This window comes from Devosia sp. (assembly GCF_030689745.1).
In the GTDB taxonomy this organism is placed as follows: Bacteria; Pseudomonadota; Alphaproteobacteria; order Rhizobiales; family Devosiaceae; genus Devosia; species Devosia alba.
On the sequence record NZ_JAUYGL010000138.1, the window covers coordinates 1 to 25,887 of the forward strand.

At 61.1% G+C, this 25,887-nt stretch carries 22 protein-coding genes, 1 pseudogene and 1 riboswitch; of the genes and pseudogenes, 12 read left to right on the forward strand and 11 right to left on the reverse strand.

All coding sequences use genetic code 11. The annotated features are described in order from the left end of the window. On the forward strand, positions 1 to 1,200 hold a 1,200-nt coding region (locus tag Q8O80_RS11830; protein ID WP_305579660.1), incomplete at its 5' end, for a TRAP transporter large permease. Positions 1,201 to 1,204: 4 nt separating this feature from the next. Further along, complete coding sequence (locus Q8O80_RS11835; RefSeq protein WP_305579661.1) at positions 1,205 to 1,639, forward strand: type II 3-dehydroquinate dehydratase; 435 nt, start codon at positions 1,205 to 1,207, stop codon at positions 1,637 to 1,639. A gap of 457 nt (positions 1,640 to 2,096) precedes the next feature. Here Q8O80_RS11835 and Q8O80_RS11840 read toward each other — a convergent pair whose 3' ends face one another. Both Q8O80_RS11840 and Q8O80_RS11845 read right to left on the reverse strand, forming a co-directional pair. Beyond that, complete coding sequence (locus Q8O80_RS11840; RefSeq protein ID WP_305579662.1) at positions 2,097 to 3,761, reverse strand: hypothetical protein; 1,665 nt, start codon at positions 3,759 to 3,761, stop codon at positions 2,097 to 2,099. 7 nt (positions 3,762 to 3,768) lie between these two features. Continuing rightward, a complete protein-coding gene (locus tag Q8O80_RS11845; protein ID WP_305579679.1) occupies positions 3,769 to 5,166 on the reverse strand; it encodes a class I SAM-dependent methyltransferase in 1,398 nt (465 codons plus the stop codon). A 473-nt stretch (positions 5,167 to 5,639) separates the two neighbouring features. On the opposite strand from Q8O80_RS11845, the gene Q8O80_RS11850 reads away from it, so the two are divergent. Both Q8O80_RS11850 and serA read left to right on the forward strand, forming a co-directional pair. Beyond that, on the forward strand, positions 5,640 to 6,824 hold the full coding sequence (locus tag Q8O80_RS11850; RefSeq protein WP_371136179.1) for a phosphoserine transaminase: 1,185 nt from the start codon (positions 5,640 to 5,642) through the stop codon (positions 6,822 to 6,824). 152 nt (positions 6,825 to 6,976) lie between these two features. Further along, positions 6,977 to 8,560 (forward strand): phosphoglycerate dehydrogenase, encoded by a 1,584-nt coding sequence (gene serA / locus Q8O80_RS11855; protein ID WP_305579663.1) that lies wholly within the window; start codon positions 6,977 to 6,979, stop codon positions 8,558 to 8,560. 401 nt (positions 8,561 to 8,961) lie between these two features. Here the strand turns inward: serA and Q8O80_RS11860 are convergent, their stop codons facing one another. Continuing rightward, positions 8,962 to 9,891, reverse strand: a complete 930-nt coding sequence (locus Q8O80_RS11860) for a DMT family transporter (RefSeq protein ID WP_305579664.1) — start codon at positions 9,889 to 9,891, stop codon at positions 8,962 to 8,964. A 172-nt stretch (positions 9,892 to 10,063) separates the two neighbouring features. Here Q8O80_RS11860 and Q8O80_RS11865 point away from each other — a divergent pair, with 172 nt between their 5' ends. Continuing rightward, complete coding sequence (locus Q8O80_RS11865) at positions 10,064 to 11,353, forward strand: adenylosuccinate synthase (RefSeq protein ID WP_305579665.1); 1,290 nt, start codon at positions 10,064 to 10,066, stop codon at positions 11,351 to 11,353. A gap of 48 nt (positions 11,354 to 11,401) precedes the next feature. Then, the gene (locus tag Q8O80_RS11870; protein ID WP_305579666.1) at positions 11,402 to 13,357 is read left to right on the forward strand and encodes a hypothetical protein; all 1,956 of its coding nucleotides are present in this window, start codon (positions 11,402 to 11,404) and stop codon (positions 13,355 to 13,357) included. Between the two features lie 7 nt (positions 13,358 to 13,364). On the opposite strand, the gene Q8O80_RS11875 is transcribed toward Q8O80_RS11870, so the two are convergent. The 3 genes from Q8O80_RS11875 to thiB are packed head-to-tail and all read right to left on the reverse strand — an operon-like array spanning position 13,365 to position 16,605. After that, complete coding sequence (locus Q8O80_RS11875; protein WP_305579667.1) at positions 13,365 to 14,003, reverse strand: ATP-binding cassette domain-containing protein; 639 nt, start codon at positions 14,001 to 14,003, stop codon at positions 13,365 to 13,367. Continuing rightward, entirely contained in the window at positions 13,990 to 15,582 is a 1,593-nt protein-coding gene (locus Q8O80_RS11880) for a thiamine/thiamine pyrophosphate ABC transporter permease ThiP (protein WP_305579668.1), read from the reverse strand. The genes Q8O80_RS11875 and Q8O80_RS11880 overlap by 14 nt, the downstream gene beginning before the upstream one ends. 15 nt (positions 15,583 to 15,597) lie before the next feature. Next, on the reverse strand, positions 15,598 to 16,605 hold the full coding sequence (gene thiB / locus Q8O80_RS11885; protein ID WP_305579669.1) for a thiamine ABC transporter substrate binding subunit: 1,008 nt from the start codon (positions 16,603 to 16,605) through the stop codon (positions 15,598 to 15,600). A 66-nt stretch (positions 16,606 to 16,671) separates the two neighbouring features. Then, a riboswitch (TPP riboswitch) is annotated at positions 16,672 to 16,772 on the reverse strand. 41 nt (positions 16,773 to 16,813) lie between these two features. On the opposite strand from thiB, the gene Q8O80_RS11890 reads away from it, so the two are divergent. Further along, complete coding sequence (locus tag Q8O80_RS11890) at positions 16,814 to 17,494, forward strand: thiamine diphosphokinase (RefSeq protein WP_305579670.1); 681 nt, start codon at positions 16,814 to 16,816, stop codon at positions 17,492 to 17,494. 51 nt (positions 17,495 to 17,545) lie between these two features. On the opposite strand, the gene fliJ is transcribed toward Q8O80_RS11890, so the two are convergent. Together fliJ and fliI are read right to left on the reverse strand one after the other, a co-directional pair. Beyond that, a complete protein-coding gene (gene fliJ, locus Q8O80_RS11895) occupies positions 17,546 to 17,959 on the reverse strand; it encodes a flagellar export protein FliJ (RefSeq protein ID WP_305579671.1) in 414 nt (137 codons plus the stop codon). Between the two features lie 52 nt (positions 17,960 to 18,011). After that, positions 18,012 to 19,340 (reverse strand): flagellar protein export ATPase FliI, encoded by a 1,329-nt coding sequence (fliI, locus tag Q8O80_RS11900; RefSeq protein WP_305579672.1) that lies wholly within the window; start codon positions 19,338 to 19,340, stop codon positions 18,012 to 18,014. A gap of 418 nt (positions 19,341 to 19,758) precedes the next feature. On the opposite strand from fliI, the gene ctrA reads away from it, so the two are divergent. The 3 genes from ctrA (at position 19,759) to Q8O80_RS11915 (ending at position 22,881) form a co-directional block, all read left to right on the forward strand. Further along, positions 19,759 to 20,466 (forward strand): response regulator transcription factor CtrA, encoded by a 708-nt coding sequence (ctrA, locus tag Q8O80_RS11905; protein WP_305579673.1) that lies wholly within the window; start codon positions 19,759 to 19,761, stop codon positions 20,464 to 20,466. A 171-nt stretch (positions 20,467 to 20,637) separates the two neighbouring features. Continuing rightward, entirely contained in the window at positions 20,638 to 21,501 is an 864-nt protein-coding gene (locus Q8O80_RS11910; protein WP_305579674.1) for an alpha/beta fold hydrolase, read from the forward strand. Positions 21,502 to 21,612: 111 nt separating this feature from the next. After that, complete coding sequence (locus tag Q8O80_RS11915; protein WP_305579675.1) at positions 21,613 to 22,881, forward strand: RNA polymerase sigma factor; 1,269 nt, start codon at positions 21,613 to 21,615, stop codon at positions 22,879 to 22,881. On the opposite strand, the gene Q8O80_RS11920 is transcribed toward Q8O80_RS11915, so the two are convergent. From Q8O80_RS11920 to Q8O80_RS11930, 3 genes are all read right to left on the reverse strand, one after another. Further along, the gene (locus tag Q8O80_RS11920) at positions 22,878 to 23,243 is read right to left on the reverse strand and encodes a PleD family two-component system response regulator (protein ID WP_305579676.1); all 366 of its coding nucleotides are present in this window, start codon (positions 23,241 to 23,243) and stop codon (positions 22,878 to 22,880) included. The two genes, Q8O80_RS11915 and Q8O80_RS11920, sit on opposite strands and share 4 nt — an antisense overlap. 82 nt (positions 23,244 to 23,325) lie before the next feature. Beyond that, a complete protein-coding gene (gene chpT / locus Q8O80_RS11925; RefSeq protein WP_305579677.1) occupies positions 23,326 to 24,003 on the reverse strand; it encodes a histidine phosphotransferase ChpT in 678 nt (225 codons plus the stop codon). Positions 24,004 to 24,120: 117 nt separating this feature from the next. Next, positions 24,121 to 24,519, reverse strand: a complete 399-nt coding sequence (locus Q8O80_RS11930; protein WP_305579678.1) for a YHS domain-containing (seleno)protein — start codon at positions 24,517 to 24,519, stop codon at positions 24,121 to 24,123. A gap of 211 nt (positions 24,520 to 24,730) precedes the next feature. Here Q8O80_RS11930 and Q8O80_RS11935 point away from each other — a divergent pair, with 211 nt between their 5' ends. Further along, positions 24,731 to 25,300 carry a DUF1134 domain-containing protein gene (locus Q8O80_RS11935; RefSeq protein ID WP_371136180.1) on the forward strand — a complete coding sequence of 190 codons (570 nt, stop codon included), beginning with the start codon at positions 24,731 to 24,733 and terminating at the stop codon, positions 25,298 to 25,300. Between the two features lie 180 nt (positions 25,301 to 25,480). Further along, a pseudogene (locus tag Q8O80_RS11940) lies at positions 25,481 to 25,887 on the forward strand (hypothetical protein); the annotation flags it as partial.

The following is a 25,887-nucleotide window of genomic DNA, read 5'->3' on the forward strand; positions in this document are numbered from 1 at the left end:
TATCTGCTGATCCGCGGCCAGGACATGGGCATCGTCGCCGAGCAGCTGCTCAACGGCATGTATTCAAATTACATCATGCTGGCCGTGCCGCTGTTCATCCTCGCCGCCGAGATCATGAATTCCGGTTCGCTGTCGGAACGACTGCTCAAATGGTGTGACGCCATTGTCGGGCGGTTCCGCGGCGGGCTGGCCCAGGTCAATGTGCTGCAATCCATCGTCTTTGCCGGCATGTCGGGCTCGGCTGTCGCCGACGCCGCTGGCAGCGGCAAGATGATGCAATTCATGATGACCAAGGATGGCAAGTATACCCCCAGCTATGCGGCGGCGCTGACGGCGGTGACAGCCGTGATCGGCCCGATCATTCCCCCCTCGATCCCCATGGTGCTCTACGCGCTGATCTCGGACGCCTCGATCGGCTACCTGTTCCTCGCCGGCATCATTCCCGGCCTGCTGATGGCCGGCACCATGATGGTGCTGATCGCCATTACTGCTCGCCTCAAGAATTTCCCCGTCGAATCACCCACGCCCCTGCGCCAGTTGCCGCGCATGACCTGGGAGGCGCTGCCGGTCCTGCTCATGCCCGCCGTGCTGATGTTCGGCATCTATGGCGGCATCACCACGCCCACCGAAGCCGCTGCCATTGCCGCTTTCTACGCCCTGATCATTTCGGTCGTCATCTATCGCAGCGTCAGCGCCCGAGACTTCTATGCGTCACTGCTGACCAGCGCCAAGACCACCGCCTCGATTGGCATGCTGATCGCCGGGGCCCTGGTGTTCAACTATGTCGTGACGGTGGAGAATATCCCGCGCAGTCTCAGCACCATGCTAATCGCCTGGGAGCTTGACCCGATCACCTTCCTGATCGCCGTCAACATCCTGCTGATCGTGCTGGGCTGCCTGCTGGAAGGCACCACCATTTTGCTGGTCATCGTGCCAATTTTCATCCCCACGGCGCAGGCTCTGGGCATCGACATGGTGCATTTCGGCGTGGTGGTGGTGGTCAACATCATGCTCGGCCTGATCACCCCGCCCTTCGGGCTATTGCTGTTCATCATGACGCGTATCTCGGGCGCCTCGATGCGCGAATTGGTCACCGACGTATTCCCCTTCCTCCTCGCCCTGATCGGCGCCCTGCTGCTGTTCACCTTCGTCCCCGAGACTGTGCTCTGGCTGCCCCGCACCTTTGGCTATGGAGGCTAGTGCCATGAAACCAATCTATGTGCTCAACGGTCCCAATCTCAACCGCCTGGGCAAGCGCGAGCCCGCCATCTACGGCACCACGACCTTGGCAGAGGTCGAAGACCTCTGCCGCGCGAGCAGCGGCGACACGCCCATCCAGTTTCACCAGACCAACAGCGAGGAAAAGCTGATCGATCTGGTACATGAGGCGATTGACGAGGGCGCAGGGATCATCATCAATCCGGCCGCTTTCACCTTCACCTCGCTGGCACTGCTCGATGCGCTCAAGATGTTCGAAGGACCGGTGATCGAGTTTCACATTTCCAACATCCACAAGCGCGAGCCGATCTACCATCGCTCCTACGTGTCAATGCGCGCCGATGTTGTCATGGCCGGCCTGGGCGCAAAGGGCTATGCGACTGCCGTACGCGCCATGTTGGACTTGGTCGGCGGGCGCTAGTCGCAAGGAAAGTCTTGCCCCTCGGATGTCGGCTTTCAGGCTTGGCATGTGAACCTGGCGACGGCCGGAATGGGGCGCGTTGCCGACTGTCGGATACCGACCCCATTGCGGTCGTTTGCGGTCAGACCGAAAGACACCGAAAGCAGCCGTTCGTCCGCGCTAAGGCCGATTGCGTCGCGGTCGCCGCCTGGATCATCAAGGCTTTGATGCCAGCAACCAGAACAAAGAACAGGGTAGCCGCCGCAACGATCCCGGTGATTGGTCCATTTCCCATATCGTGTCCAGACGGGCACGCGTCGGCGCAATTCAAAGTTGACCATAAGTCAATCCAGGGCCCCATGAGGCATACGGTGCTGGGCAATAGAACCAATAAAAACAGGGACCAGTTCCGAGCCGACAGTAGAAAGCCTGATGCTACAATGACGGCAGATGCCCAAAAATAGATGTCTCCACTTGGCTACCACTCTGCCAATTCACCGGTGAGCTGCGTCTCGCCTTGAGTTTTCGGCATCTGCAGAACCACAGCGTTACCCTCCCGTATCGAGTCAATGACGACGCTGAGATCGTCATCGGAAGCTGGTCGGCTCACGTTGCTGAAATACTCGGCAGTGAGCTGCTGTACCGATACACGGCGAAGATCATAGGCAGCTTCGATCTCTGGGGCGCGGATAGCGTACAGGGTCGAGTGATTGTCGACGAGATCGCGTTCGGTGATGGTTTCAGCGAAGCGACCTCCAGAGATACGGGAACCGTGGTCGCCGTGCAGGACAATCGTAGCGTCAGAAAATGCGGGACTATCGGCCAAGCGCATGAGAAAGGCGTCCAGCTTTCCCAGCAAGCAGGTCATCTGCTTGAAATAGGCGCGGTAGTGTCTGGCGCGGGCGTCATCTAGCTCCACGTCTGAAAGGTGTTCGTCATCGAGATTGTATGGAAGTTCCCACCCTTGTTGCGGTGCGCAGGAAGCATCGAGAATGTAGGGCGCATGTGGACTGAGCAAATGAGCGAAATAGTTGCTGTTGCCTTCTGACCGGACCACATCGTCGGAAAAGTGGTCAAACCAGGCCGGGAATGCGTGGACGTCGAAATACTCGGGGACCGCCTTGTTGAGGTCCAAACGTAAGGTAGTCGCCAGGAGTTGTATTCCGCCACGTGCCAACAGACTGCCAGACAGGGCCTCCCTGAGCGTGAAGAGGGTCTCGGCAGGACCGAGACCAAGCTGTGTGACCCATTCCCCCTGAGCGTCATAGGACTGCAGAGTTTCGCATCGCGTGGGCACGGAACTGCAAAAATTGATGTGCTTGGTCTGGTAGACAACGAGTGGCTTTGAAAGCGCCAGCTCTTCAAACAGCACCGACTGAACGACGCCGTTGTTGCTGTGTCGAAGAACCATCCCCCAGCTATTGTCGTCAACGTCGTAGTTCAGCGTATTGGGTATCGAGCGAACCGTCAGCGAATGGCGACTGAAGGCGCTGCCGAACAAGCGGAAACCGTGCTTGTCGAACAGTTGGCGCACCGCCTGATAGGCCTTCTCACCGCCCTCGATATCCTTCGGAATACCCTCTGGGCCGATCATTTCGTCGAGCACGATGTAAATGAATGGCGGTGCTTCCTTCTGCGTTCCGCCCGACGCGCCGGCTTGCGCTGCAGGGGCCAAGAACGACAGGTGGACCTGTGGCGCGACAGTCGACAGCAGGAGCGCCAGAGCGCCGGCAAACAAAATTTTCGGAAGCTGCCGGCGAAGAAGCCAGAAGGTGGCGGCAAGGCAGGCCCAGAGCCCCAATGCCCAGGGGAGGTGAGCCAGCAGAAGGGATGCATCGAACCGATAGGTCGATAGGTCAATCAGCAGCAGGACTACCGAACCTAGCAGAACGGCTTGCAGGATCTGCCACGGACGGTCCTCCACTTTGGTGCCTAACCAAGCCATGGCGGAGCCCAGCAGCAGGGCCAACGCGGCAATACCACCGCTCAGCAGCCAAAAGTGGATGCCCAGCGGCAGCTTTAATGTTGTGTAGGCGTGTACCATCGGGGGCAGGAAGGCAAGTAGCGGCAGGACGAAGAGAAGCACCCGGTCTGTGCCGGCGGTTCGCCCCTGATCGATGCGGTTCGCTGTCTCGTCGCCCACCGTCTTGCTACTTCTGAAACACAAACATGCGGCGCCCCGACGCCGATATCTGTTCCTCGCGCACGATTCTGGCGCGCGCTGCGAGCAAATGCCGGAAGTTGCCTTCGCTATAGTCGGGGAAGATGTCCTCGCGCAGCGCCAGCATCGTCTTGATCGTGGGGTCGTCTTTGGGGACGAACTCCACGACGCCCTGGGGAGCGGTGGACATTATGAAGTCGAGGGTCTGATCAAGTGGCACATTGTGCGCGATCGCCAGATGGTGCTCGAAGGCCAGTGCCAGTACAGCATCCGCCTCGAAGCGTTTTGCAAACCCCATGCGTTCCGATTGCAGCCAGCCCTGATCCGGGCTCGGATTGCGCGCATCGAGAAAGAGCGGGAGAAAATTCAGGTTCTCGGCCTTGGCACGGGAATGGGCACCATCAAGGGCCTGTTGATCAAAATCGAATCCAACGACGCGGCCCACGCCATTATCGAGGCAGATCCTGGCATAGTCGCCGGTGTTGCAGCCCAGATCAATGACCGACCTCGCGCCGCTCGAAGCGACGAAGTCGGCCACGAACTGTCGCTTTGCTCCGCCGTCTAGTTCTGAATATGTATTGTTGGCTGCGTAACCTGCCCAAGTGGTCGGGCGTGTGCCGGCGGGCGTCATCCGGCCGATCCACCTGAGCAATTGCTGCAACATGGCCCTGAACTGGGCCTTCGGGAGTTGCCGCTGCCGCAGCGTCTGGCCCAGGTCGACACGCGACCCGGCGGATTGTTGGAACCGGTCTTGCAGCAGGATGTGAACCAGGACATTCCACGACAACCGCCGTTTCAGGGGCAGGAGCCGGGCGAGGTCGGCAACCGGAATGCCTTCTAATGTTCCTCGATACCAGGCGTTGTGCGCCACGCCGAGTGCAGACCGCAGCACCAGTGGGTTCAGGAACTGCTCGCAGAACTGGCGATGCGCCAGCCAGAATTCGCCTTCGCGATAGGGGCGGATAGATAAGTGGTCGAGAAAGACCGGGCGATGCCCATCATATTGTATATTGTAGGCGGACGCGTCCGTGAGCGTAAAGCCTTGGTCCAGCAGCCGGATCAAGAGCTCCAGCTGGAAAATCGCAGCGTCCTTTAGCAGAGAGAACGACCATTCATAGGGATGCGAAATGACTTCAAGCCGAGGATGCTGAAGCAGATGCACCATGCCGGCATCGGCTTCAACGGACGAAGGCGCGATCCTCTCATAGGGCACCAGCATGCCATCGGTTACGAGGCCGTCCAGCACACCGGCGGTCACTGCGGCCTCATAATGCGAGGAGCCAACCGCGCTCACGCTGCGGTAGATCAGATCGCCTGATTCAAAGACGCCGCCGGCGGGATCTCGAAAAGACCCTGCGACGCGCCGCAACGCTCTCTGTGATGTCACTTGCTGCGGGCGCGACCAGCAAAGATCGAGGTGAGCTTCTTCCAATAGACCGAGATTGTTGCCGCTCCAACCGCCACGCCGCCGATAATCCCCTGCAGGATCATGCTGCCGGTACCCGGATCCAGATAGGCGAACGCAGGAGAGTGAAGCGCCAAGTAAAATAGCAGCGATACTGTAGAAACCCGCATCGAAATTGCTCTCAATCAATGGAATGCTTCAAAGCGTACAAGCCGCACCCTAAGAAAGGGTAACTCCCGCTGCGTCAATGACGACGGCAGTTCAACGGATTTTCACCTACTGCCGAAGCTACAAGATGGCAGGACCTTTTGTGTTTCCCGAAACAAGCTTATGAGTTCCGGAGCAAACGCTGCGCCAAAAAGACGTATTGACGCCGCCATGGGTTCGGGCGTATTCGCCGTCTCAGGACATCTCGCCCTAACGCGAGACGCATAGACCTGGGAGGGTCGCTGAAGATGGCTCCAATGCCCCTGACCGCGCCGGCGGTAAAACCGGCCAATCCAAATTTCTCGTCAGGCCCCTGTGCCAAGCGTCCTGGGTGGACGGTTGAAGCGCTGGCCAATGCGCTGGTCGGTCGGTCGCACCGCTCCAAGCCGGGCAAGGCGCGTATTCAGCGCGCAATCGACCTGACCCGGCAATTGCTGGAAGTTCCCGCCGATTACCGCATCGGCATTGTCCCCGCCTCCGATACCGGCGCTGTGGAAATGGCCTTGTGGTCGATGCTCGGCGCGCGTGGCGTCGACATGCTGGCCTGGGAAAGCTTTGGCGAAGGCTGGGTCACCGACGTGTCCAAGCAGCTCAAGCTGGACGATGTCCGCATCATCAAGGCGCCCTATGGCGAACTGCCCGATCTCGGTCAGGTGGATTTTGACCGTGACGTGGTGTTCACCTGGAACGGCACGACCTCGGGCGTGCGGGTTGCCAATGGCGACTGGATCGCGGCCGATCGTCAGGGCCTGACCATTTGCGATGCGACCTCGGCCGCCTTCGCGCAGAACCTTGATTTCGCCAAGCTCGATGTGGTGACCTTCTCCTGGCAGAAGGCGCTGGGTGGTGAAGCCGCCCATGGCGTGCTGATCCTGTCGCCCCGTGCGGTCGAGCGGCTGGAGACCTTCAAGCCCGATCTTCCGCTGCCCAAGATCTTCCGCCTGACCAAGGGCGGCAAGCTGCTGGAAGAAGTGTTCCAGGCCGCCACCATCAATACGCCCTCGATGATCTGCATCGAAGACGCCATTGATGCGATGGAATGGGGTCTGTCGCTGGGTGGCCTCAGTGCCATGCAGGCGCGCGCTGACGCCAATTTCAAGGTGCTGGCCGACTGGGTCGCCAAGACCGGGTGGGTCGAGTTTCTGGCCAAGGATGAGGCTAACCGCTCCAACACCTCGGTGTGCTTCTCGATCGTCGATCCGGCGATCACGGCGCTCGATGACGCGGCGCAGGCGGCGTTTGCCAAGGCCATCGTGGCGCGGCTCGACAAGGCCGGCGTGGCCTATGACATCGGCGCCTACAAGGACGCGCCGTCGGGTCTGCGCATCTGGGCCGGCTGCACCATCGAAACGGCCGATCTGGCCGCGCTGGTGCCGTGGCTCGATTTCGCCTTCGCCGAAGAAAAGGCCGCGCTCGACAAGGCCGCTGCCTAACTCAAGAACCCCCACCGTTGATCCCTCCCCACAAGGGGGAGGGAGACGATGGAGCCGAAGCCTCTGCCGGCGCAGCTCCTGTGCATCCCTCCCCCTTGTGGGGAGGGATCAAGGGTGTGGGACGGTTTCACATCAATTTCAGGGATTACCCAATGCCCAAGGTTCTCGTTTCCGACAAGCTCAGCATGGCCGCCGTCCAGATCTTCCAGGACAATGGCGTCGAGGTCGACTATCTGCCCGATTTGGGCAAGGACAAGGAAAAGCTGCTCGAAGTCATCGGCCAGTATGATGGTCTGGCGATCCGGTCGGCCACCAAGATGACCGAAAAGGTCATTGCCGCGGCGACCAGGCTCAAGGTCATCGGCCGCGCCGGCATCGGTGTCGACAATGTCGATATCCCTGCCGCGACCAAGAAGGGCATCATCGTGATGAACACGCCCTTTGGCAATTCCATCACCACCGCCGAACACGCCATCGCCATGATGATGGCGCTGGCGCGCCAGCTGCCCGAGGCCGATGCATCGACCCGCGCCGGCAAGTGGGAGAAGAACCGCTTCATGGGTGTGGAAGTCACCAACAAGACGCTGGGCCTGATCGGCGCGGGCAATATCGGCTCAATCGTGGCCGACCGCGCGCAGGGCCTCAAGATGAAGGTTGTCGCCTTTGATCCATTCCTGACGCCTGATCGCGCGCTGGAGATCGGCGTCGAGAAGGTGACGCTTGATGAGCTGCTGGCGCGCGCCGACTTCATCACGCTGCACACGCCGCTGATCGACGCGACGCGCAACATCATTGACGCTGCTGCGCTGGCCAAGACCAAGAAGGGCGTGCGGATCATCAATTGTGCCCGTGGCGGCCTGATCGACGAAGCCGCGCTCTACGAAGCCCTCAAGTCGGGGCAGGTGGCGGGTGCGGCGCTGGACGTGTTCCTCGAGGAACCCGCCACGGCCAACCCGTTGTTTGAAATGCCCAACGTGATCTGCACCCCGCATCTGGGCGCCTCCACCGGCGAAGCCCAGGAGAATGTGGCGCTGCAGGTGGCCGAGCAGATCTCGGCCTATCTCAATGCCGGCGAAATCAGCAATGCGCTGAACTTCCCATCGATCTCGGCCGAAGAAGCACCGCGCCTGACCCCGTTCATCAAGCTGGCCGAAATGCTCGGCTCGTTTGCCGGTCAGATGACCGAAACGGCGATCAAGGGCATCAAGATCGAGTTCGAGGGCGATGTCGCCAGCATGAATACCCGCCCCATGGTGGCCTCGGCAGTCTATGGCGTGATGCGGCCGATGATGCCCGATGTGAACATGGTTTCGGCGCCGCAGATCGCCAAGGATCGGGGCATTGGCGTGGAAGTGGTGACGCGCGAGCAGCAGGGCGCCTATGAAAACTACATCCGCCTGACGGTTGTCACCGAGCGTCAGGAACGCGCGGTGGCGGGGACGGTGTTTGCCAGCGGCAAGCCACGGATCATCCAGGTCAAGAACATCAATATGGAGGCCGAACTGACGCCATCCATGCTGTATGTGACCAATGAGGACAAGCCCGGCCATATTGGCCGGTTGGGCACGCTGCTGGGTACACTTGGCATCAATATCGCCAACTTCAATCTGGGCCGCGCCGAACAGGGTGCGGACGCGATCGCGCTGGTGTCGATTGACGGGCAGCTGACCGAGGCGCAGCTCGCCGAGATTGCTTCGCTCGAAGGGGTCAAGCAGGCCAAGGCGCTGCGCTTCTAGGCTTTGAGCGTGCTTGAATAGTGAAAGGGTCGGCGCTCTGGCGCCGGCCTTTTTGTTGCCGGCCCCGCGGGCCAACTTGTCCTTCTTGTCCCCGTCGCGAAAACCGCGCGCATACTTGCTCCCGTTCCCGCCAGCACGCGGCCCCGACGCAGGGCCGGGCGGGAAGGCTGGAGACGGGGGCGCCCGTTTGGCCGGGCAGACAGTCGGCAACCGGGCTTGCAACACTAGTCCCGCTTGATCCGGACCCGGTGAGGAAACTCCAGATCCGTGATGGGCGGCCCTTGGCTCCCTGAGTAGTAAACTGGATCGAGCCAAAGGCCGCCCATCACCGTGAAAACCGCAAGCGCAAGCCGGACGGCGTTTCGGCGCGCGCCGGCATTGCAGCGCCGTCGGGCGATGCTCTAGCGCATGCGGCGGGCGGCCCATTCGGCCATGGCGATGCCGGCGATGATGATGGCGGCGGCGAGGTAGTGATAGAGTTCGAGCCGTTCGCCCAGAATGATCACCGAACCCAGCGTGCCAAAGACCGGGATCAGATTATGGCTGGGGGCAGCCCGGTTGGCGCCCACCAGTTCGACACCGCGGGCGTAAAAGATCTGGCTGAACATGGAGGGAAAGATCATCACATAGACCAGCACGGCCCAGACGGTGGGCGACATGGTGGGGATGGTGGCAAAGGCGGTGATGCCGGGGCCGAACAGCTGCAGCATGACCAGACCGGTGATAGCTGCCCCCGTGAAGGCGACGGCCATGAAACTCATCATATGCACTTGCGGGCGGAACCGCAGGGCCAGCGTATAGGCGGTATAGGTCAGGCAGGCCAGCAGGACGAAACCGTCGCCGATATTGATATCGAGTGTGAGAATGCGGCGCAGGTCGCCATGGGTGGCGGTGAGCATGACGCCAGATATGGCGATCAGCACACCCAGTACCTGCAGCACTCTGGCACGAACGCGGAAGACGATGAAGTTGGCAGCAAGAATCATCATGGGCAGGGCGCCCGTTTCGATCGAGGAATTGACGGCCGTGGTGGTCGTCAGCCCCAGATAGAGCAGCACATTGTAAAGGGCATAGCCCAGGGCGCCATAGGCCATCAACAGGGGCCAGGTGCGGCGGATCACCGGCCAGTCGGCGGACAGGAAGCGCCAGGAAAACGGCAGGATGAACAGCGTAGCGCCCACGCAACGGGCCGAAAGCAGCAGAAAGGGGTCGATCTCTCCCACCACCATCTTGGCGGCCACCACATTTCCACCCCAGAACATGGGGGCCAGAATCAACATGAGATAGGGTTGGTCGAGGACGCGGGCGGAAATGCCGCGATTTTGGTGCACTAGCGGCTTTGTCATCGTAGCCCGGGTGATGTAAGGACAGTCGGACTTAGCAGTTATTCGACCCGGTTGAAACGTCAACCAAAGTTGGTCGGGGGACAGACGTCCAAATTGGGGAAGGGGCGACGGCTTTGTCGGACCCTTCGTGTCGCGCCTATCCTGGAGATGGAATTTCATGGCTAATGTGGTTGTCGTCGGCTCGCAGTGGGGCGACGAGGGCAAGGGCAAGATCGTGGACTGGCTCAGCGAGCGCGCCGACGTCGTGGTCCGCTATCAGGGCGGTCACAATGCCGGCCATACGCTGGTTATTGACGGGGTGAGCTTCAAGCTCGCGCTACTGCCGTCCGGTCTGGTGCAAGGCAAGCTGTCGGTGATTGGCAATGGCGTGGTGGTGGATCCGCACCATTTCGTCAGTGAGCTGGAGCGTCTGCGCGCGCAGGGAGTGACGATCACCCCCGAACTGCTGCGCATCGCCGACAATGCACCGCTGATCCTGTCGCTGCATCGTGAACTGGACGCCATTCGCGAGGATTCCAATTCGGGACTGAAGATTGGCACCACCAAGCGCGGCATTGGCCCGGCCTATGAAGACAAGGTTGGCCGCCGTGCCATCCGTCTGGTCGATCTGAGCGAACCCGATACGCTGATGGTCAAGATCGAGCGCCTGCTGACCCACCACAACGCGCTGCGTCGTGGCATGGGGCTGGCCGAGATCGACGCCCAGACGATCTATGACGAACTGATCGCCGTTGCCGCCGATATCCTGCCCTTTATGGATCAGGTCTGGCGGGTGCTCGACGACAAGCGCAAGGCCGGCGCCCGGATCCTGTTCGAAGGCGCCCAGGGCGCCCTACTGGACAATGATCACGGCACCTATCCGTTCGTGACCTCTTCCAATACCGTGGCGGGACAGGCAGCTGCCGGCTCTGGCCTTGGCCCAACGGCCATCGGCTACGTGCTGGGCATCACCAAGGCCTATACGACCCGCGTGGGCGAAGGCCCATTCCCGTGCGAGCTCGATGACGATATCGGCAAGCATCTGGCCGTGGTGGGTCGTGAAGTGGGCGTCAATACCGGCCGTCCGCGGCGCTGTGGCTGGTTCGATGCGGTGCTGGTGCGGCAGACCGTCAAGACCTCGGGCATCACCGGCATTGCGCTGACCAAGCTCGATGTGCTCGACGGCCTCAAGGAGATCAAGGTCTGTGTCGGCTACGAGCTGGATGGGGTGCGGATTGATTACCTGCCTGCCTCAATGGGAGCACAAGCGCGGGTTAAGCCAATCTACGAGACGCTTGAAGGTTGGTCGGAAACGACAGCCGGGGCACGCAGCTGGGCGCAATTGCCGGCGCAGGCCATCAAGTATGTCCGTTTTATCGAGGAACAAATTGGTACTTCGGTAGCAATGCTGTCGACGAGCCCGGAACGGCTCGATACCATCCTTGTCGTTGACCCGTTTCAAGACTGATTTTTTTTGCTACAACTCGGCGCAGAAATCGTGAGTATCAAGTAACCAATGGCGGACTACAAAGAGCTGTTGCGCCGGGCTATCTCGGCGTTGCCGGAGAATAACGGGGCCGCACGGCGTGCGGTCTATGAGAAGGCGCGTTCGGCTCTGGTGGGTCAGTTGCGGGCTATTTCTCCGCCATTGCCGGCACGTGACATCACCCAGCACCGTCTGCAGCTCGAAGATTGTATCCGCCGGGTCGAGCAGGAAGCCAGCGAGGCTGTTATCACGCTGGGACGTGAGGGAACGCTGGCGCCCCGGGCCCCCGAGCCAAAGCCGGTTGCCGCGCCGCCGACCGAAACCAGGCCCGATGAACCCAAGTCGTCCGAGAGTGAATCAACCGACCACGCTGCGGCAGAAGACCTGCCTGTGGGGCCGCCAAAGCCGGTCGCGGTAGCGGCGAAATCAACCGATGCCATGTCGATCGAGGAGATCATTGCCGAGGCGGCCGCTACCGGGAGCGTTTCGGTAATCCAGGTGCCGGTGGTCAGCAAACCCACGCCAAAAAGCGAATCAGCGGAATTGCCGTCGCGGCCGGAATTGCCCCGCAGCGCGCCGATGCAGCCGGTGTCAAACATCCGCCCCATTGAAACGACGCCAAGGCCGGCAAGTTATGGCTCGCGCCACGAGAATGCGGCGCTGGCTGTCAATTCGACAGCCGAAATTGCGCGCGGCGGGCGAGTCGAGCCCTTGCTGGGCGGATCGCAATCAGCCCTGCGGCGACCGGCCGAACCACTGGCGTCCGCTGCAGTCGAGCCGGCGCTGTCAACGGTGCGGGAAGTCGAGCTTGAGCCCGATGCCAGCGAAGCTGAGGGCGCGATTGAGCGGGCAATCGAGACACTGGATCGCGAAGCGCGCGGTGAATCGAGTGCCGACACGCCCGAGACAGCCCAGGCTGTTGCTGAGCGCATGTTCGCGGCGCCGGACCACGGCGGGGATGACAGCGATGACAGCGGTTTCGTGTCGCCTCCTGCTGTCCCGCGCGCCGGATCCGGCCTTACTATTTTTCTTGTCGTGTTCGCTATCCTGCTGGTGGGGGTTGGCGGCGCCGGCTTCTGGGCATGGCGCGAAGGCTATGTCGACCTCGAGCAGATGTTTGGTCAGGCACAGCCTGCTGAGGAGCAGAATACCAGCGTCGCTGCGCCATCAACGCCAACGCTGGACCCTGTGCAGAGCCCTGAAACAGCGACCGATCCCGTAGCAGTTCCCGGTAATACGGCGACGGCACCGGCGGTCGAACCCGCCACCACACTGGAGGGGCTGGAGGTCGAGGATCGCCTTGAGCCCACGCCGCAGCCGAGCGCGTCGACCGGAACAGAAACCGTGCTGCCGCCGCTGGGTGGTGCTGATGGCAAGAGCGAAGAACGCCTTCCAGGACAGGCCGCGAACACACCGGCCATCGACGATCCGGGTGCATCGGTTGATCCGGCCGTACTGGCGGGCAGCCAGTCGCTGCTGCTGGAAGCCAGCGCCACCGGCACCACTGGAGCGGTCCCTTTCTCGGGCACGGTGGAGTGGCGCGAGGGCGTTGATGAACTTGGTCTGCCAACATTGATTGGCCATGCCAGCATCCCGGCCCGCAATCTGGGCGTGGATCTGACGATCCGCAAGAATTCGGACCCCAGCCTGCCGGCCAGCCATTTGATGGAAGTGGACTTCCAGGTCTCGGACACCTTCATTGGTGGAACGGTGGCCAATTTGCCGGGTGTGCTGCTCAAGGATGAAGAACTGGTGCCGGGCACGCCGCTGGTTGGTGCTTCGGCCCGCGTGGTCGGCAATTCGTTCCTGTTTGCACTCAGCGCGTCGCCTACAGATACCACGGCCAATATTGATCTGCTTGAGAACCGCAAATGGATGGATCTGGCGGTGGTATACGGAACAGGCCGCAACGCGATCATCACCCTGGAAAAGGATGAGGCTGCCCAGGCGCTGTTCGAGAAGGTGTTCGGCGCCTGGGCCCAATAGCCCCGCGCTAAGCTGGCTGTAGCCGACGGTCGACCAGCAGATAGCGACGATTGGCCAGTGCATCGACATCGTCGGCATGGTGGCTGACCAGAATGGTGTGCCAGTTGTGGCGCAGCGTCAGGGTCTGTACCAGATCGCGGATGGTGGCTCGGGTGTCATCGTCCAGAGCCGAGAAAGGCTCGTCCAGCAGGAGTACCGGCCGGTCGCGCAATAGTGTGCGTGCGAGAGCCACGCGTTGCTTCTGGCCGCCTGAAAGCGTGCCGGCGATCTGGCTCTGGAGACCTTGCAACCCTACCTCATCGAGCGCCTGGTCGACACGGCGGCTGGCCTCGGCCAGGCTGGTGCCCGGGGGCAGGCCAAGTCGGACATTGCGGTCGGTGCGCAAGTGCTCGAACAAACTTTCAGATTGCAGCAGTAGCGATACCGGTCGCTGTTCGGGGGCGAGCGGCAGAATATCGGCGCCGTCAAGATTGATGCTGCCGGCCGTGGGTTGCAGAAAGCCCGCGATCAGGTCCAGCAGGGTGGACTTGCCCGACCCGCTGGTGCCGGAAATGGCGGTGATTTCGCCGGGCGCTGCTTCAAAGCTGAAGACATAGGGCGTGGTTTGCCCGGGATAGGCGAAGGTCAATTCTTCAATGCGCAGCATTGGCGATCCTTTGGAACAGGCGGGGCAGGCCGATAAAGGCCGTGACCGTGCCGAGCAGCAGGATCGCGGCAATGGCTGCGGCATCATTGCTGCGATAGCTGCCAAGGGACCGGAACATCATCAATGGCAGGGTCTGAAAGTCCTGGGTGCCAAACAAGGCAATAACGCCCAGATCACCCAAAGAGAAGCAGAAGGCAAGAGCCAGCATGACGCCGATATCTCTGCCCAGCAGGGGGTATTCGACGGCCATGAACTGGCGCCAGCCAGATAGGCCCAGTGTGCGGATCAGCTTGCCACGGGTCTGGGCAATTGCCTCAAGTGGTGGGCCCAAAGTGGCCATGGCGAAGGGGAGGGCAAGCAGACTGTTCGCGAGGACCACGATATAGGGGGCGGCTGTGGCCGGCGCGATACCCAGTGAGCGAACCAGCAGGAAAAAGCCGAGCGACAGCACCACCGCTGGCACTGCCAGATAGGCAAAGGCGGGCATGCTCAACAGGGTTCGCATGACGCCGCTGGCGGTGGCGGCGCGGCCAAGTCCCAGCCCCAGTGCCAGGGCCAGGGTCAGCAGTGCCGATGCGGTCCCGATGACGAGGCTGGCCAGGCTGGCTCGCCAGAACGCCGGCTGGGCCAACAGTCGGCCCATGCCGGTGGTCAGCCCGTCCACCAGAACCGAAGCCAGGGGCAGCACGAAGCCGATGGTGCAGACCAGGAGCACCAGCGCCTGGATGGTGCGGGCTGCGGGCCGGTCGCGCCAGGTTTGGGCAGAAGATGAGCCGAAACTGGTCGGAACCGGGGCCAGCGCGGCGGCAATCAGAATGACGGCGGAACAGACGCCAATTTGCGTCAGTGCCAGGCGCACCGCGCCGGTCAAATCGAAATCCTGTCGTACCGCAGCGTAAATGGCGACTTCCAGGGTCTGGTTGGCCGGGCCGCCGCCGAGCAGCAGCACGATGGGAAAGCTGGTGAAGGCCAGCAGAAAGATGATCGCGGCCAGGCCCGGGACGGTGCCCCGCATGGCGGGCCAGTCGAGAATGACAAAGCGCTGCCAGGTGGTCAGCGCCAGCGACTGGCCGGTCTTGAGCAGGTTGGGCGGGATGGTATCGAGCCGTGCCAGCAGGATGCGGGCGGCAAAGGCGCCATCGAGAACAACATGGGCCAGCAGAATGCCTGAGAGGCCGAAGGCGGGATTGCCCAGCGGGAAGCCGAACAGGGCCTCGCTGGCGCGGTTGATCCAGCCATTGCGACCCCAGATTGCCAGCAGGCCAAAGGCCACCACCATGCCCGGGGTGACGATGGCCGAGGCAAACAGGCCAACCAGCAGATCGCGGCCGGGAAAGCGCAGCCGATTGAGCGCCCAAGCCAGTGCCATGCCGACACCGAGGGAGAGAACTGTGGTGAGGCTGGCCTGCAGCGATGTCATGCGCAGCAGGTGGGGCACGTCGATGCGCGAGGCGGCCCCCTCGCTGCCGGTCGCGGCAGCGAGGATGGCCCACAGAACAAGGGCGATCAGGCTCACAATGGACAGCGCCAGGCCAATCGCGGTGGCGATACGGGTTGGGCGATGGGGCAGGGTGAGCATGCGGCGTGACCCTTGTTACTGCACAGCCTTGAGCATTTCGTCGATCCAGGCCGAGGCATTGGCCGCGATTTCGGCGTCGGTCAAGGCCAGTGTCCCGGCGGGCTGGGGCAGTGTGGCAAAGGCTGGGTCCAGATCATCACCCAGGTCAATGACGGGGAACATCCAATTGGTGGTGGGGATGACCTTCTGGCCTTCAACCGAAGCCAGATAGGCCAGGAACTGACGCGCCAGGTCCTGATTCTCGGATGACTTGAGAATGCCGGCCACTTCTGTCTGGGCGAGGTGGCCTTCGTCGAACATGGCCGCATGGATGGTGTCATCCTGCTCGGCGAGGATGTGATAGGCCGGGGAGGTGGTGTAGCTCAGGGCCATATCGGCCTCGCCGTTCAGAAACAGATTGTAGCTCTCGCTCCAGTCGCGCGTCACCGTCAGGATATGGGGCTTGAGGCCGGCCCAGATTTCGGGCGCGCGGTCGCCATAGGCGGCGCGGATCCATAGCACCAGGCCAAGACCCGGCGTGGCCGAGCGCGGATCCTGAATGGCGATCTTGAAATCGGCCGGCAGGGCAATCAGTTCTTCAAAGGATTTGGGTGGCGTGGTGACACTGTCCGTGTCGTAGACAAAGGCGAAATGGGCGTAGTCGAATGGGACGAACTGGGCGTCGCTCCAGGGTTCTGGCAAGGTGAGGTCCGTCAGCTCCAGACCATGATCGGCGAACAATCCCGTGGCGCGGGCTTCGCCGGCAATGGCGGTGTCGAGGCCAACGATGAGATCGGCCTCTGTGGTGTCACCCTCAAGCTGGACACGGCGCAGCGTGCCAATAGAGCTGTCGGCGGCAATCCACTCAACCGTGCACCCATCACAAATGGCTTCGAAACCTTGCTTGAGCGCCGGGCCGGGGCCCCAATCGGCGGCAAAGCCGTCATAGGTATAGATTTTCAGGGTCGGCGTGTCTTCGGCAAAGACGGGGGCCGCAAGCAGGCCAAAAAGGGCCGCAGCAACGATACGAGCAGATTTGACCATGGGTCATCCCTTCGTCGATTGCGGTCATGGAAGGGGGATGTGTGTCAATGGCAGGACGCAACGAGATGCCCTTGCCATCTCGAACTTCCTCCGCCAGCATGACCTAGTTCAGGTTCAATGGGTAACTCTCAGCTCCGGATAAATCCGGAACACCCCAGCGAGACGCCCCACACTTAGAGAGTGCCCAGTGACAGTGCAAGAGACTTCCGTGCGTCCACTGGCCGCCCAGATCTTCAGCTTTGACCAGCCGCTGGCGATTGTCGGCGGTGGCGTTGTTGATCCGGCTCTGTTGCGCGAACTGGCCAGGCGCGGGGTGGCGCTGATCGGCGCAGACGGCGGTGGCGACGCGATCGGCGCAGCTGGGCTGGTCCCCGAGCTGATCATCGGGGATCTCGATTCGCTGCGTGATCGCGCAGGCTGGGAACGGCGGACGCGGGTGATCCATATTCCCGAGCAGATCACCACTGATTTCCAGAAGGCGCTATACTCAACCCAGGCGCCGGTGACGCTGGCGCTGGGCATGACCGGCGGGCGGTTGGACCACACGTTGGCCGCATTGAGCGCCGTGCTGAAATATGCGCCGCAGCGCAAGATTGTGGTGGTCGATGAGGTTGATGTGGCGCTGGCGGTGGTTGGTCCGATCGGCTTTGCGGCCAGTGCGGGGGAGCGGGTGTCGATCCATCCGCTGATCCCGGTCAGCTTTACCGGTTCGAGCGGGCTGCTCTATCCGCTTGATGGGCTGCGGCTGGAGCCAGGCGGGCTGGGCGGCACATCCAATGAAGGCATTGGCGGGCCGGTAGAGATTGTGCCGGCCGATCATACGCCCTGGTTGCTGATCCTGGCCAAGGAACGGCTATGGGACATGATCGGGATCGCGCAGGAAAGCTGACAAAACAGAAAAAGGCCCGACATGGCGGGCCCTCTTCAAATTGTCAGAAACCTATTGGCCGCGATAGCGGAGGCGGCCAATCTCGTCATATTCGGACTGTTCGACCTTGAGCTGTTCAGCGGCTTCGCGCTGATGCTCACGCTGGTCCAGCAGCTCAACCTTTTTGAGGTCTTCGAGCGCTTCGGCCAGCGCATCCTGCGCCGCTTCGAGCTTGCCGCGCATATCTGCCGCCGAGGCAAGCAGATTGTCGCGCCGGCTCAGCGCCGCCTTGGCAAAGGTCGAATAAGCGAAATGGGCAATATCGGAGATGCCGGTCTTGGTGTGCTCGATGTCGATCTGCTGGTCGAGTTCGGACGCCATGCGCTCGAAATCGTTGACCATCATTTCAATCTGCGCAACCTGGCGGCGCTTCTCGTCTACTTGAAACTTCTTGAGCCTGATGAGGCTCTCACTGCGCGATTTCAAGACTTGTACTCCTTACACATCAAGCCAGTTCCGGGGTCAATACACTGCCCCATCAGTCTGCCGCGCCTGCTTCGGCGACAATGGCTTCGAGCATTTGATAGCCCGCAGCAACGGTTGTCGTCTCTTCCCGGTCCTGGCTTAGAAAAGCTTCCAGCGCCGGATAGATGGCAATAGCGCGGTCCACTTTCGGATCTGACCCTTTCCGGTAAGCCCCAAGCCGGATCAGTTCCTCCATGTCGGCATAAATCGACATGAGTTCTCGCGCCTTGGCCAGAACCGGTCGATATTCGACCGGTACACACCCTGGCATGGTGCGCGAGATGGACCGGAGCACGTTCACCGCCGGGTAACGTCCCCGTTCGGCAATCCCGCGCTCCATCACAATGTGCCCATCGAGAATGCCGCGAACGGCGTCGGCGATGGGCTCGTTGTGATCATCACCTTCGACTAAAACGGTAAACAGTCCGGTAACAGAACCGGTTGTTGGTGTGCCAGGACCGGCCCTTTCCAACAATCGTGGCAATTCTGTGAACACGGTGGGCGGATATCCCTTGGCAGTAGGCGGTTCGCCAATGGCCAGGCCGATCTCACGCTGGGCCATGGCGAACCGGGTCAGACTGTCCATCATGCACAGCACCCGCTGGCCCTGATCGCGGAAATATTCGGACAAGGTCAGGGTCATATAGGCGGCCTGCCGCCGCATCAGCGCGGCTTCATCGGAGGTGGCGACTACCACAACGGCGCGCGCCAGCCCCTCTTCGCCCAAATATTCCTGGATGAATTCGTGTACCTCGCGACCACGCTCGCCGATCAGGCCAATGACGGCCACGTCAACATTGGTGTTGCGCGCCAGCATACTCATCAATACCGATTTGCCTACGCCCGAGCCTGCGAAAATGCCAAGCCGCTGACCCTCACAAACCGTGGTGAAAGTGTTGAGGCAGCGCACGCCCAGATCGAGCGGATCGCCGACACGAACCCGATCATGGGCCAGTAGCGGGTTCTGCCGCAGGGGATAGGCCGTGGCGCCACGGGGGAGTGGGCCCTTGCCATCAATGGGGTCGCCATTGGCGTTGATCACACGGCCCAGCCAGCCTTCCGCGGGAAAGGCGGCGCCATCACTGCGCTGGAAGATGGCCCGGCAGCCGAGCCGCACGCCGGCCAGTTGCCCAAACGGCAGGCACAGGGCGTGTCCATTCTTGAAACCGATGATCTCGGCGGCCAGTTGCTCGCCTTCGGTGGTCTCGATCTGTACCCGGCCGCCGATGCGCAATTCGCGCACCGGGCCGACGATCTCGATCAGCAGGCCCTGCACGGATTTGACGCGACCATAGACCTCGATGTCGTCGATTGCATCAATGGCCGAAATCAGCGCTTTCATGACAGGTCCAACATATGTCGCATCGAAGCTATTATGGTTTCCAGGCGCCTCGAATCGACGCGGTTTGCGAATCGGACAGTAACGCAACGTTAAGCAAAAGGCGCTATTGGTGGCGATGGACCGGTCCGTCTGCATCCTGACGTGTGACCCCCTCCAAACCCCATACAGTGCCAATTGCGTGAGTCCAAAGAGTCGGTTGCGGCTCTTACTTAAACCAATTTATTAAGAAAATTTGATAATGTTAACCGTTTAAATTCAATGACTTAGACTAAAATGTGCCTAACAACATTTGCGTATTGCGGAACCGAATTAAACTTTGTTAACTATTTGGACTTAGGGTTCAGTCATATCCAGTAGGGTTGGCGTGGGCAGGCCAGGTCCCACGGTTCCAGCAGGAACGAATGACAAGGGGAATATAATGCGGGTACTCCTTATAGAGGACGACAGCGCGACAGCGCAGAGCATCGAACTGATGCTCAAGTCGGAGAGTTTCAACGTCTACACCACCGATCTCGGTGAAGAAGGCGTCGATCTCGGCAAACTATACGACTATGACATCATTCTTCTCGATCTGAATTTGCCGGACATGAGCGGCTATGAGGTGCTGCGCACCTTGCGTGTCGCCAAGGTTCAGACGCCAATTCTCATTCTGTCTGGTCTTGCCGGTATCGAGGACAAGGTGCGTGGCCTCGGCTTTGGTGCCGACGACTACATGACCAAGCCGTTCCACAAGGATGAGCTCGTGGCCCGCATCCACGCCATCGTCCGGCGCTCCAAGGGCCACGCCCAGTCGGTCATCACCACCGGCGAGCTTACGGTCAACCTCGACACCAAGACCGTCGAAGTGCAGACCCAGCGCGTGCACCTGACTGGCAAAGAATACCAGATGCTTGAGCTGCTCTCCCTCCGCAAGGGCACCACGCTCACCAAGGAAATGTTCCTCAACCACCTCTATGGTGGCATGGACGAACCCGAACTCAAGATCATTGACGTGTTCATCTGCAAGCTGCGCAAGAAGCTGAGCGTGGCCACCGGTGGCAAGAATTACATCGAGACCGTCTGGGGTCGCGGCTATGTGCTGCGTGAGCCAGACGAGGTCGACAGCTACTCCGAGAACGTCGCCTAGTCCTCCCAGGCTCCTGACGTTCAACTAGACCCCCGTGCGACGCTGTCGTGCGGGGTTTTTCTTTGTCTGACCGCCACAAAATTCGGTGGGTCTTGTCGAACAGGGCAATTCCAACTCGTCGTCTGGTCAGAGGCGCGGTCGTGTGGCCGCTTCATCCAGAGGAGACGATCCATGATCCGTACCGCGATCATCGCGGGAGCCTTGCTGATGGCTACCGCAATAGCTGCCCAGGCCAAACCTGTCGGCGCCACCATCGAGATCAATGGCATGCAGATGTATTACGAGGTGTCGGGGACAGGGGACCCGCTGATCGTGCTGCATGGCGCCTATATGAACATACCCACCATGGGTGCGATCATTCCCAAACTGGCCGAAACCCACGAGGTCTATGCGCTTGAGTTCCAGGGCCACGGTCGCACCACCGATATTGAGCGGCCCATTACCTATCCCAATCTGGCCGGCGACGTCGCAGCGTTCATGGATGCCATGGGCATCGAGAAGGCCGACATCTTCGGCTATTCCATGGGCGCCGCTGCCGGGCTCCGTCTGGCCATTGATCATCCTGAAAAGGTCGACCAGCTCGTCGCCGCTTCAGTCGCCTATGACAGCTCCGGCTGGCAGCCCGCCTTTGTCGCGTTCATTCCCCAGATGGTGCCCGAATTCTTCGTCGGTACAGCGATGGAAGATGAGTGGAAAAAGCTCGCACCGAACCCGGACGGCTTCCGCGGGGTGGTCGAAAAGCTGATCGCCCTCGAGCACGAGCCGATGGCCTGGGAAGAGGAGGTGAAGGCCCTCAAGACCCCCATCCTGATCATCGCCGGTGACGCCGATGTCTCCACGCTTGAGCACAATATTGCGCTATTCCGCCTGCTCGGCGGCGGCGACATGGGCGATATGGGGTCGCCGCTCTCATCGTCGCGGCTCGCCATCCTGCCGGCCACGTCGCACACGGCGGTAATTAACCAGGTGGAGCTGCTGCACGGCTTCATTGAACCGTTTCTTCGAGGGGAAATACCGAAGGGGATGTTTGAATAGCTCATTGGTTGCTTGCTCGGTGCTGGAGACGGGCGCCGGCCTGGCGTCGGTCCCCACATTGCTGCGTTTGTGCAGTTGCGGCATTGGCGACTTGCTGGTTTCATCGGGGTCATGGAACAGAATGCCGAAACCCACCGCGCCATCAACACGGTCTGGAAGATTGAACGTCCGCGACTGATTGCGGCGCTGACGCGCATGGTGCGCGATATCTCGTTTGCCGAAGAACTGGCCCAGGATGCCCTGTTGGCAGCGCTCAAGGCGTGGCCTGCGTCTGGCGTGCCGACCAATCCTGCGGCCTGGTTGATGCAGACGGCCAAGCGGCGGGCCATCGATCATTTTCGCCACAATTCGATGGCGGCGACGAAGCTGGAGGAGGTCGGTCGAAATATCGAGATCGACACACCAGACGTCACCGAGACCCTGCACGAGGCCATGGATGATGATGTGGGCGATGATCTGCTGCGGCTGATCTTTACGGCCTGCCACCCCATTCTGTCAGCCGAGGCCCGGGTGGCCCTGACCTTGCGGCTGCTGGGCGGATTGACCACAGAAGAGATCGCCCGGGCCTTTCTGGTTGCCGAGCCCACGATCGGGCAGCGTATCCTGCGGGCCAAGAAGACCATTGCAGCGGCAAATATCCCGTTCGAAGTGCCGCGCGGGCCGGAGCGGGTGGCCCGGCTCGGCTCGGTGTTGGGGGTGATCTATCTGATCTTCAATGAAGGCTATTCCGCTACGACCGGGGAAGACTGGGTGCGTCCCCAATTATGTGCGGAAGCGATGCGGCTGGGGCGCGTGCTGACCCGGCTGGCGCCTGAGGAGCCCGAGGTGCATGCCTTGGTGGCGCTGATGGAAATCCAGGCGTCGCGCCTGGGCGCGCGAACCAGTCCGTCAGGCGAACCGGTATTGTTGCTGGACCAGGATCGGTCGCGGTGGGACTGGTTGCTGGTTGGACGTGGATTGGCGGCACTGGACCAGGCATTGGCGCTGGGTGGGGCGACAGGGCATTACGCCCTGCAAGCAGCAATAGCGGCCTGTCATGCCCGGGCACGCAGGGCCGCCGATACCGATTGGCCGAGGATTGCGGCCCTTTACGGGGTGCTCATGGCGCAGAACCCGTCGCCGGTTATCGAGCTGAACCGGGCAGTGGCGGTCGCCATGGCCGAGGGGCCGGCGCCGGCGCTGGTCCTGATCGAGGCCATCAAGGATGATCCAACGCTCAAGGACTATCATCTCCTGTTCAGCGTGCGCGGCGATATGTTGAGCCGGTTGGGGCGGCAGGAGGAAGCGGCGGCGGCGTTTCGGCGGGCGGCCCAGTTGACGCGCAATGGGCGGGAGCGGGCCTATCTATTGGGACGCGCCGAGGCGGCGGAGCAGCATTAGGCGGCCTGGTCGAGGTCGAATTTGGCTTCCAGAATGGCGCGGTCGAAGGGCTTCATCATGTAGTCGCTGGCACCCGCCTTGAGCGCCAGCGCGATGGCGCCGATATCGTTTTCGACCGTGCAATAGACCACATAGGGCCTTTCACCGCCGACGTAACCCCTGAGAAGCTTCAGGAAATCGAGCCCGGTCAGAATGGGCATGTTCCAGTCGAGCAGAATGGCGTCGGGCATTTCGGCCCGACATTTGTCGAAGGCTTCCTGGCCATCTTCGGCCTCATCGACAATGTAGTCCATGTTCTCGAGGATGCGTCGGGCGACCTTGCGCACCACGGTGGAGTCATCAACGATCAGGCAGGATTTCATTTCGGAGGCGCTCCAGCGCGAGTAGCACGGGTCTCATTGTGACGCAGCACTTCCTAGCATTTGGTTAGCAAATTGCTGACGGTTACGCCGCTTCGACGACCGGTTTGGGAATGGCGTTGAAATAGAACATATCGTTCTCGATGCCGATGGAGATTTCCATGTCGGTCATGCGCGCCAGAATGCCGGTGTAGAAGGGCTGAATGCCACGCGCATCGACGAAGCCTTCATCAGGCGTGCCGGCCAACAGGCCGGGAGCACCGGAGGGGATCAGCGTCTTCTGACGCTTTTCCGGATCGCTTTTGGACGTGAATTCAAACTTCTCATTGCCGGCGTCCCCGGAGATCGAGGCCGTCACCTGACCGCCGCGTGGCACCGACATGGCGGCAATCAGCAGCATGTTCATGAACAGCTTGGCCTTGTGCTTGGGCAGCAGGATCAGCGGCACGGTCCATTCCAGATCGGCCTTTTCGATCTCGAACAGGATGCGGGCAACGCGCTCGCACTCGCGGGTGTCGATATCGGTGCCCGAGGTGGAGGAGGCGCCATAGGCGAGGCGGGCAAATTCGAGCTTGGCGCGGCTCTGGCGGGCAGCGCTGGCGATGAGGTCGCGGGCGCCTTCGGCCATCTCGGTCTGGGCGGGGTCGCCCAGTACTTCAAGGCCATTGCCGATTGCACCAATGGGGTTGATCAGGTCATGGCAGACGCGGCTGCAGAGCATCGCCGCGAGGTCGGTTGCCTTAAGGTCGATGATGTCAGCCATGCTGCTGTCTCCGTAGCGCGGGAATATCGGCAAAGAATCACTTTTGCAGACATTAGAGGGTGGTGGTTAAAAGTGGACCCCAAATTGCGGGGATGACGGGTGACTCCACCAGGAAGTTCAATTGATGGAGAGGTTTTTGGATAGCTCGGGCCATTTCTCCTCGGCCGTTCGCCCGGTGGCGTCGGGCGAGAGCAGGAAGGCTTCGCGATTGGCCGCAGAATAGAACAGATAGAGGCGCTGTTTGAACACGGCGTAAAAATAGGGGTCGGAATCGGCGACAAAGCCGCGCGATACGCCGGTGACATCGTGACCACCAAACTGGGGGGCATAGATTTCCGGCGCGCTGACGAAAATGTCGCGGTTCGCCGCCGTGGCGAAATGCCAGGGCACATTCTGCCAGATATATTCATAATCGGAGACGCCAGACAGCGGCGCAGGCTCAGTGAAATAGCTGACCGGATCCATCCCTGCCATGGCAATCCCGGTCAGTGGGTCGGTCACGATCAAGGTGACCACGGACTGGCCCTGGGCGGGCTGGACGGTGAGCGAGCCCCCGCCCAATAGAGGCAAAACAAAGGCAAGAATGGTTAAGATTTGTTTACAGGTTTGCTTCATCTTCAAACCAAGAACGGCATGTGGACAAGGTCAACATGCCCGACAAAAGTTAAGGTCCAAGCCCTAACAAGCCGGCAATTGCCAAATTTGCCTTCCGTCCGGGAGTATTCCGATGATCAAGCGCCTCGTCATTCTATTTGCCATGCTGTGTGCCGTGGGGGCACCGGTGCCTGTGGCGCTGGCACAGGGCTCACTCAGCGACACCTATTCGGGCGAGGATCTGGTCGATAGCGGCAAACAGTTCTTTGGCAGCGCCTCGCAGGGCCTGGCGTCGGTGGTTGAGCGGGCGGTCAGCCAGTTCGGGTTGCCCAATGGCTATATTCTGGGCGAAGACGCAGGCGGCGCCCTGTTTGCCGGCGCCCGCTATGGCGAGGGCGTGCTGCACACCCGCAATGCCGGCGAATTCAACATTTTCTGGCAGGGGCCCTCGATTGGCTTTGATGTCGGTGGCGACGGCTCCAAGGTGATGATGCTGGTGTACAATCTGAGCCAGGTTTCCGACACGCTGGGGCGCTTTGCCGGCGTTGACGGCTCGGCCTATGTGCTGGGCGGCTTCGGCATGACGGTGCTCAAGCGGGGCAATGTAGTCATGGTGCCGATCCGCTCGGGTGTCGGCGCGCGGCTGGGCATCAATGTGGGTTATCTCAAGTTCACCAATGAGCCGACGTGGAACCCGTTCTGATCTGCTGACGGTGCTCGATCAATTTTGCCATGCCGGGGCCAAAAAACCCCGGCATTGTCGTGACGGGGCGACCGCGGCGCGTTAGGGTTAATCACTGGCGAAGATGGTGGTAGCGTCCCATAGCTGCCAGAACGGAGGAGTCCATGCCGGTTCAGGCCGCGTGGTTTCGGAGTTCGGCCGATGCTCATTGAGAACATCATGTATTTTGCGCTGGGCTTGCTGATTGCTGGCCTGGTGGCGCTGATCATCTTGCCGGCGGTGTGGAAGCGCGCCGTGCGCCTGACCAAGCGCCGAATCCAGGCGGCCACGCCCATTACCATGGCTGAGTTCCGCGCTGACAAGGATCAGTTGCGCGCCGAGTTCGCCTTGTCCACACGGCGGCTGGAAACGCATGTCGAGACGCTGCGCGGGCGGCTGGCGGAACAACTCGGTGACGTCAACCAGAAGCGCAGTGACCTGGCACTACTCAAGGCCGAGCGCGACAAGAACCTCGAAATCATCAAGGAGCTGGAACTTCGTGAGGCCGAACTGCGCCGTCGGGTGCCCGAGCTGGAACGCGAGGCCACCGATCTGACGCAGCGGCTGCG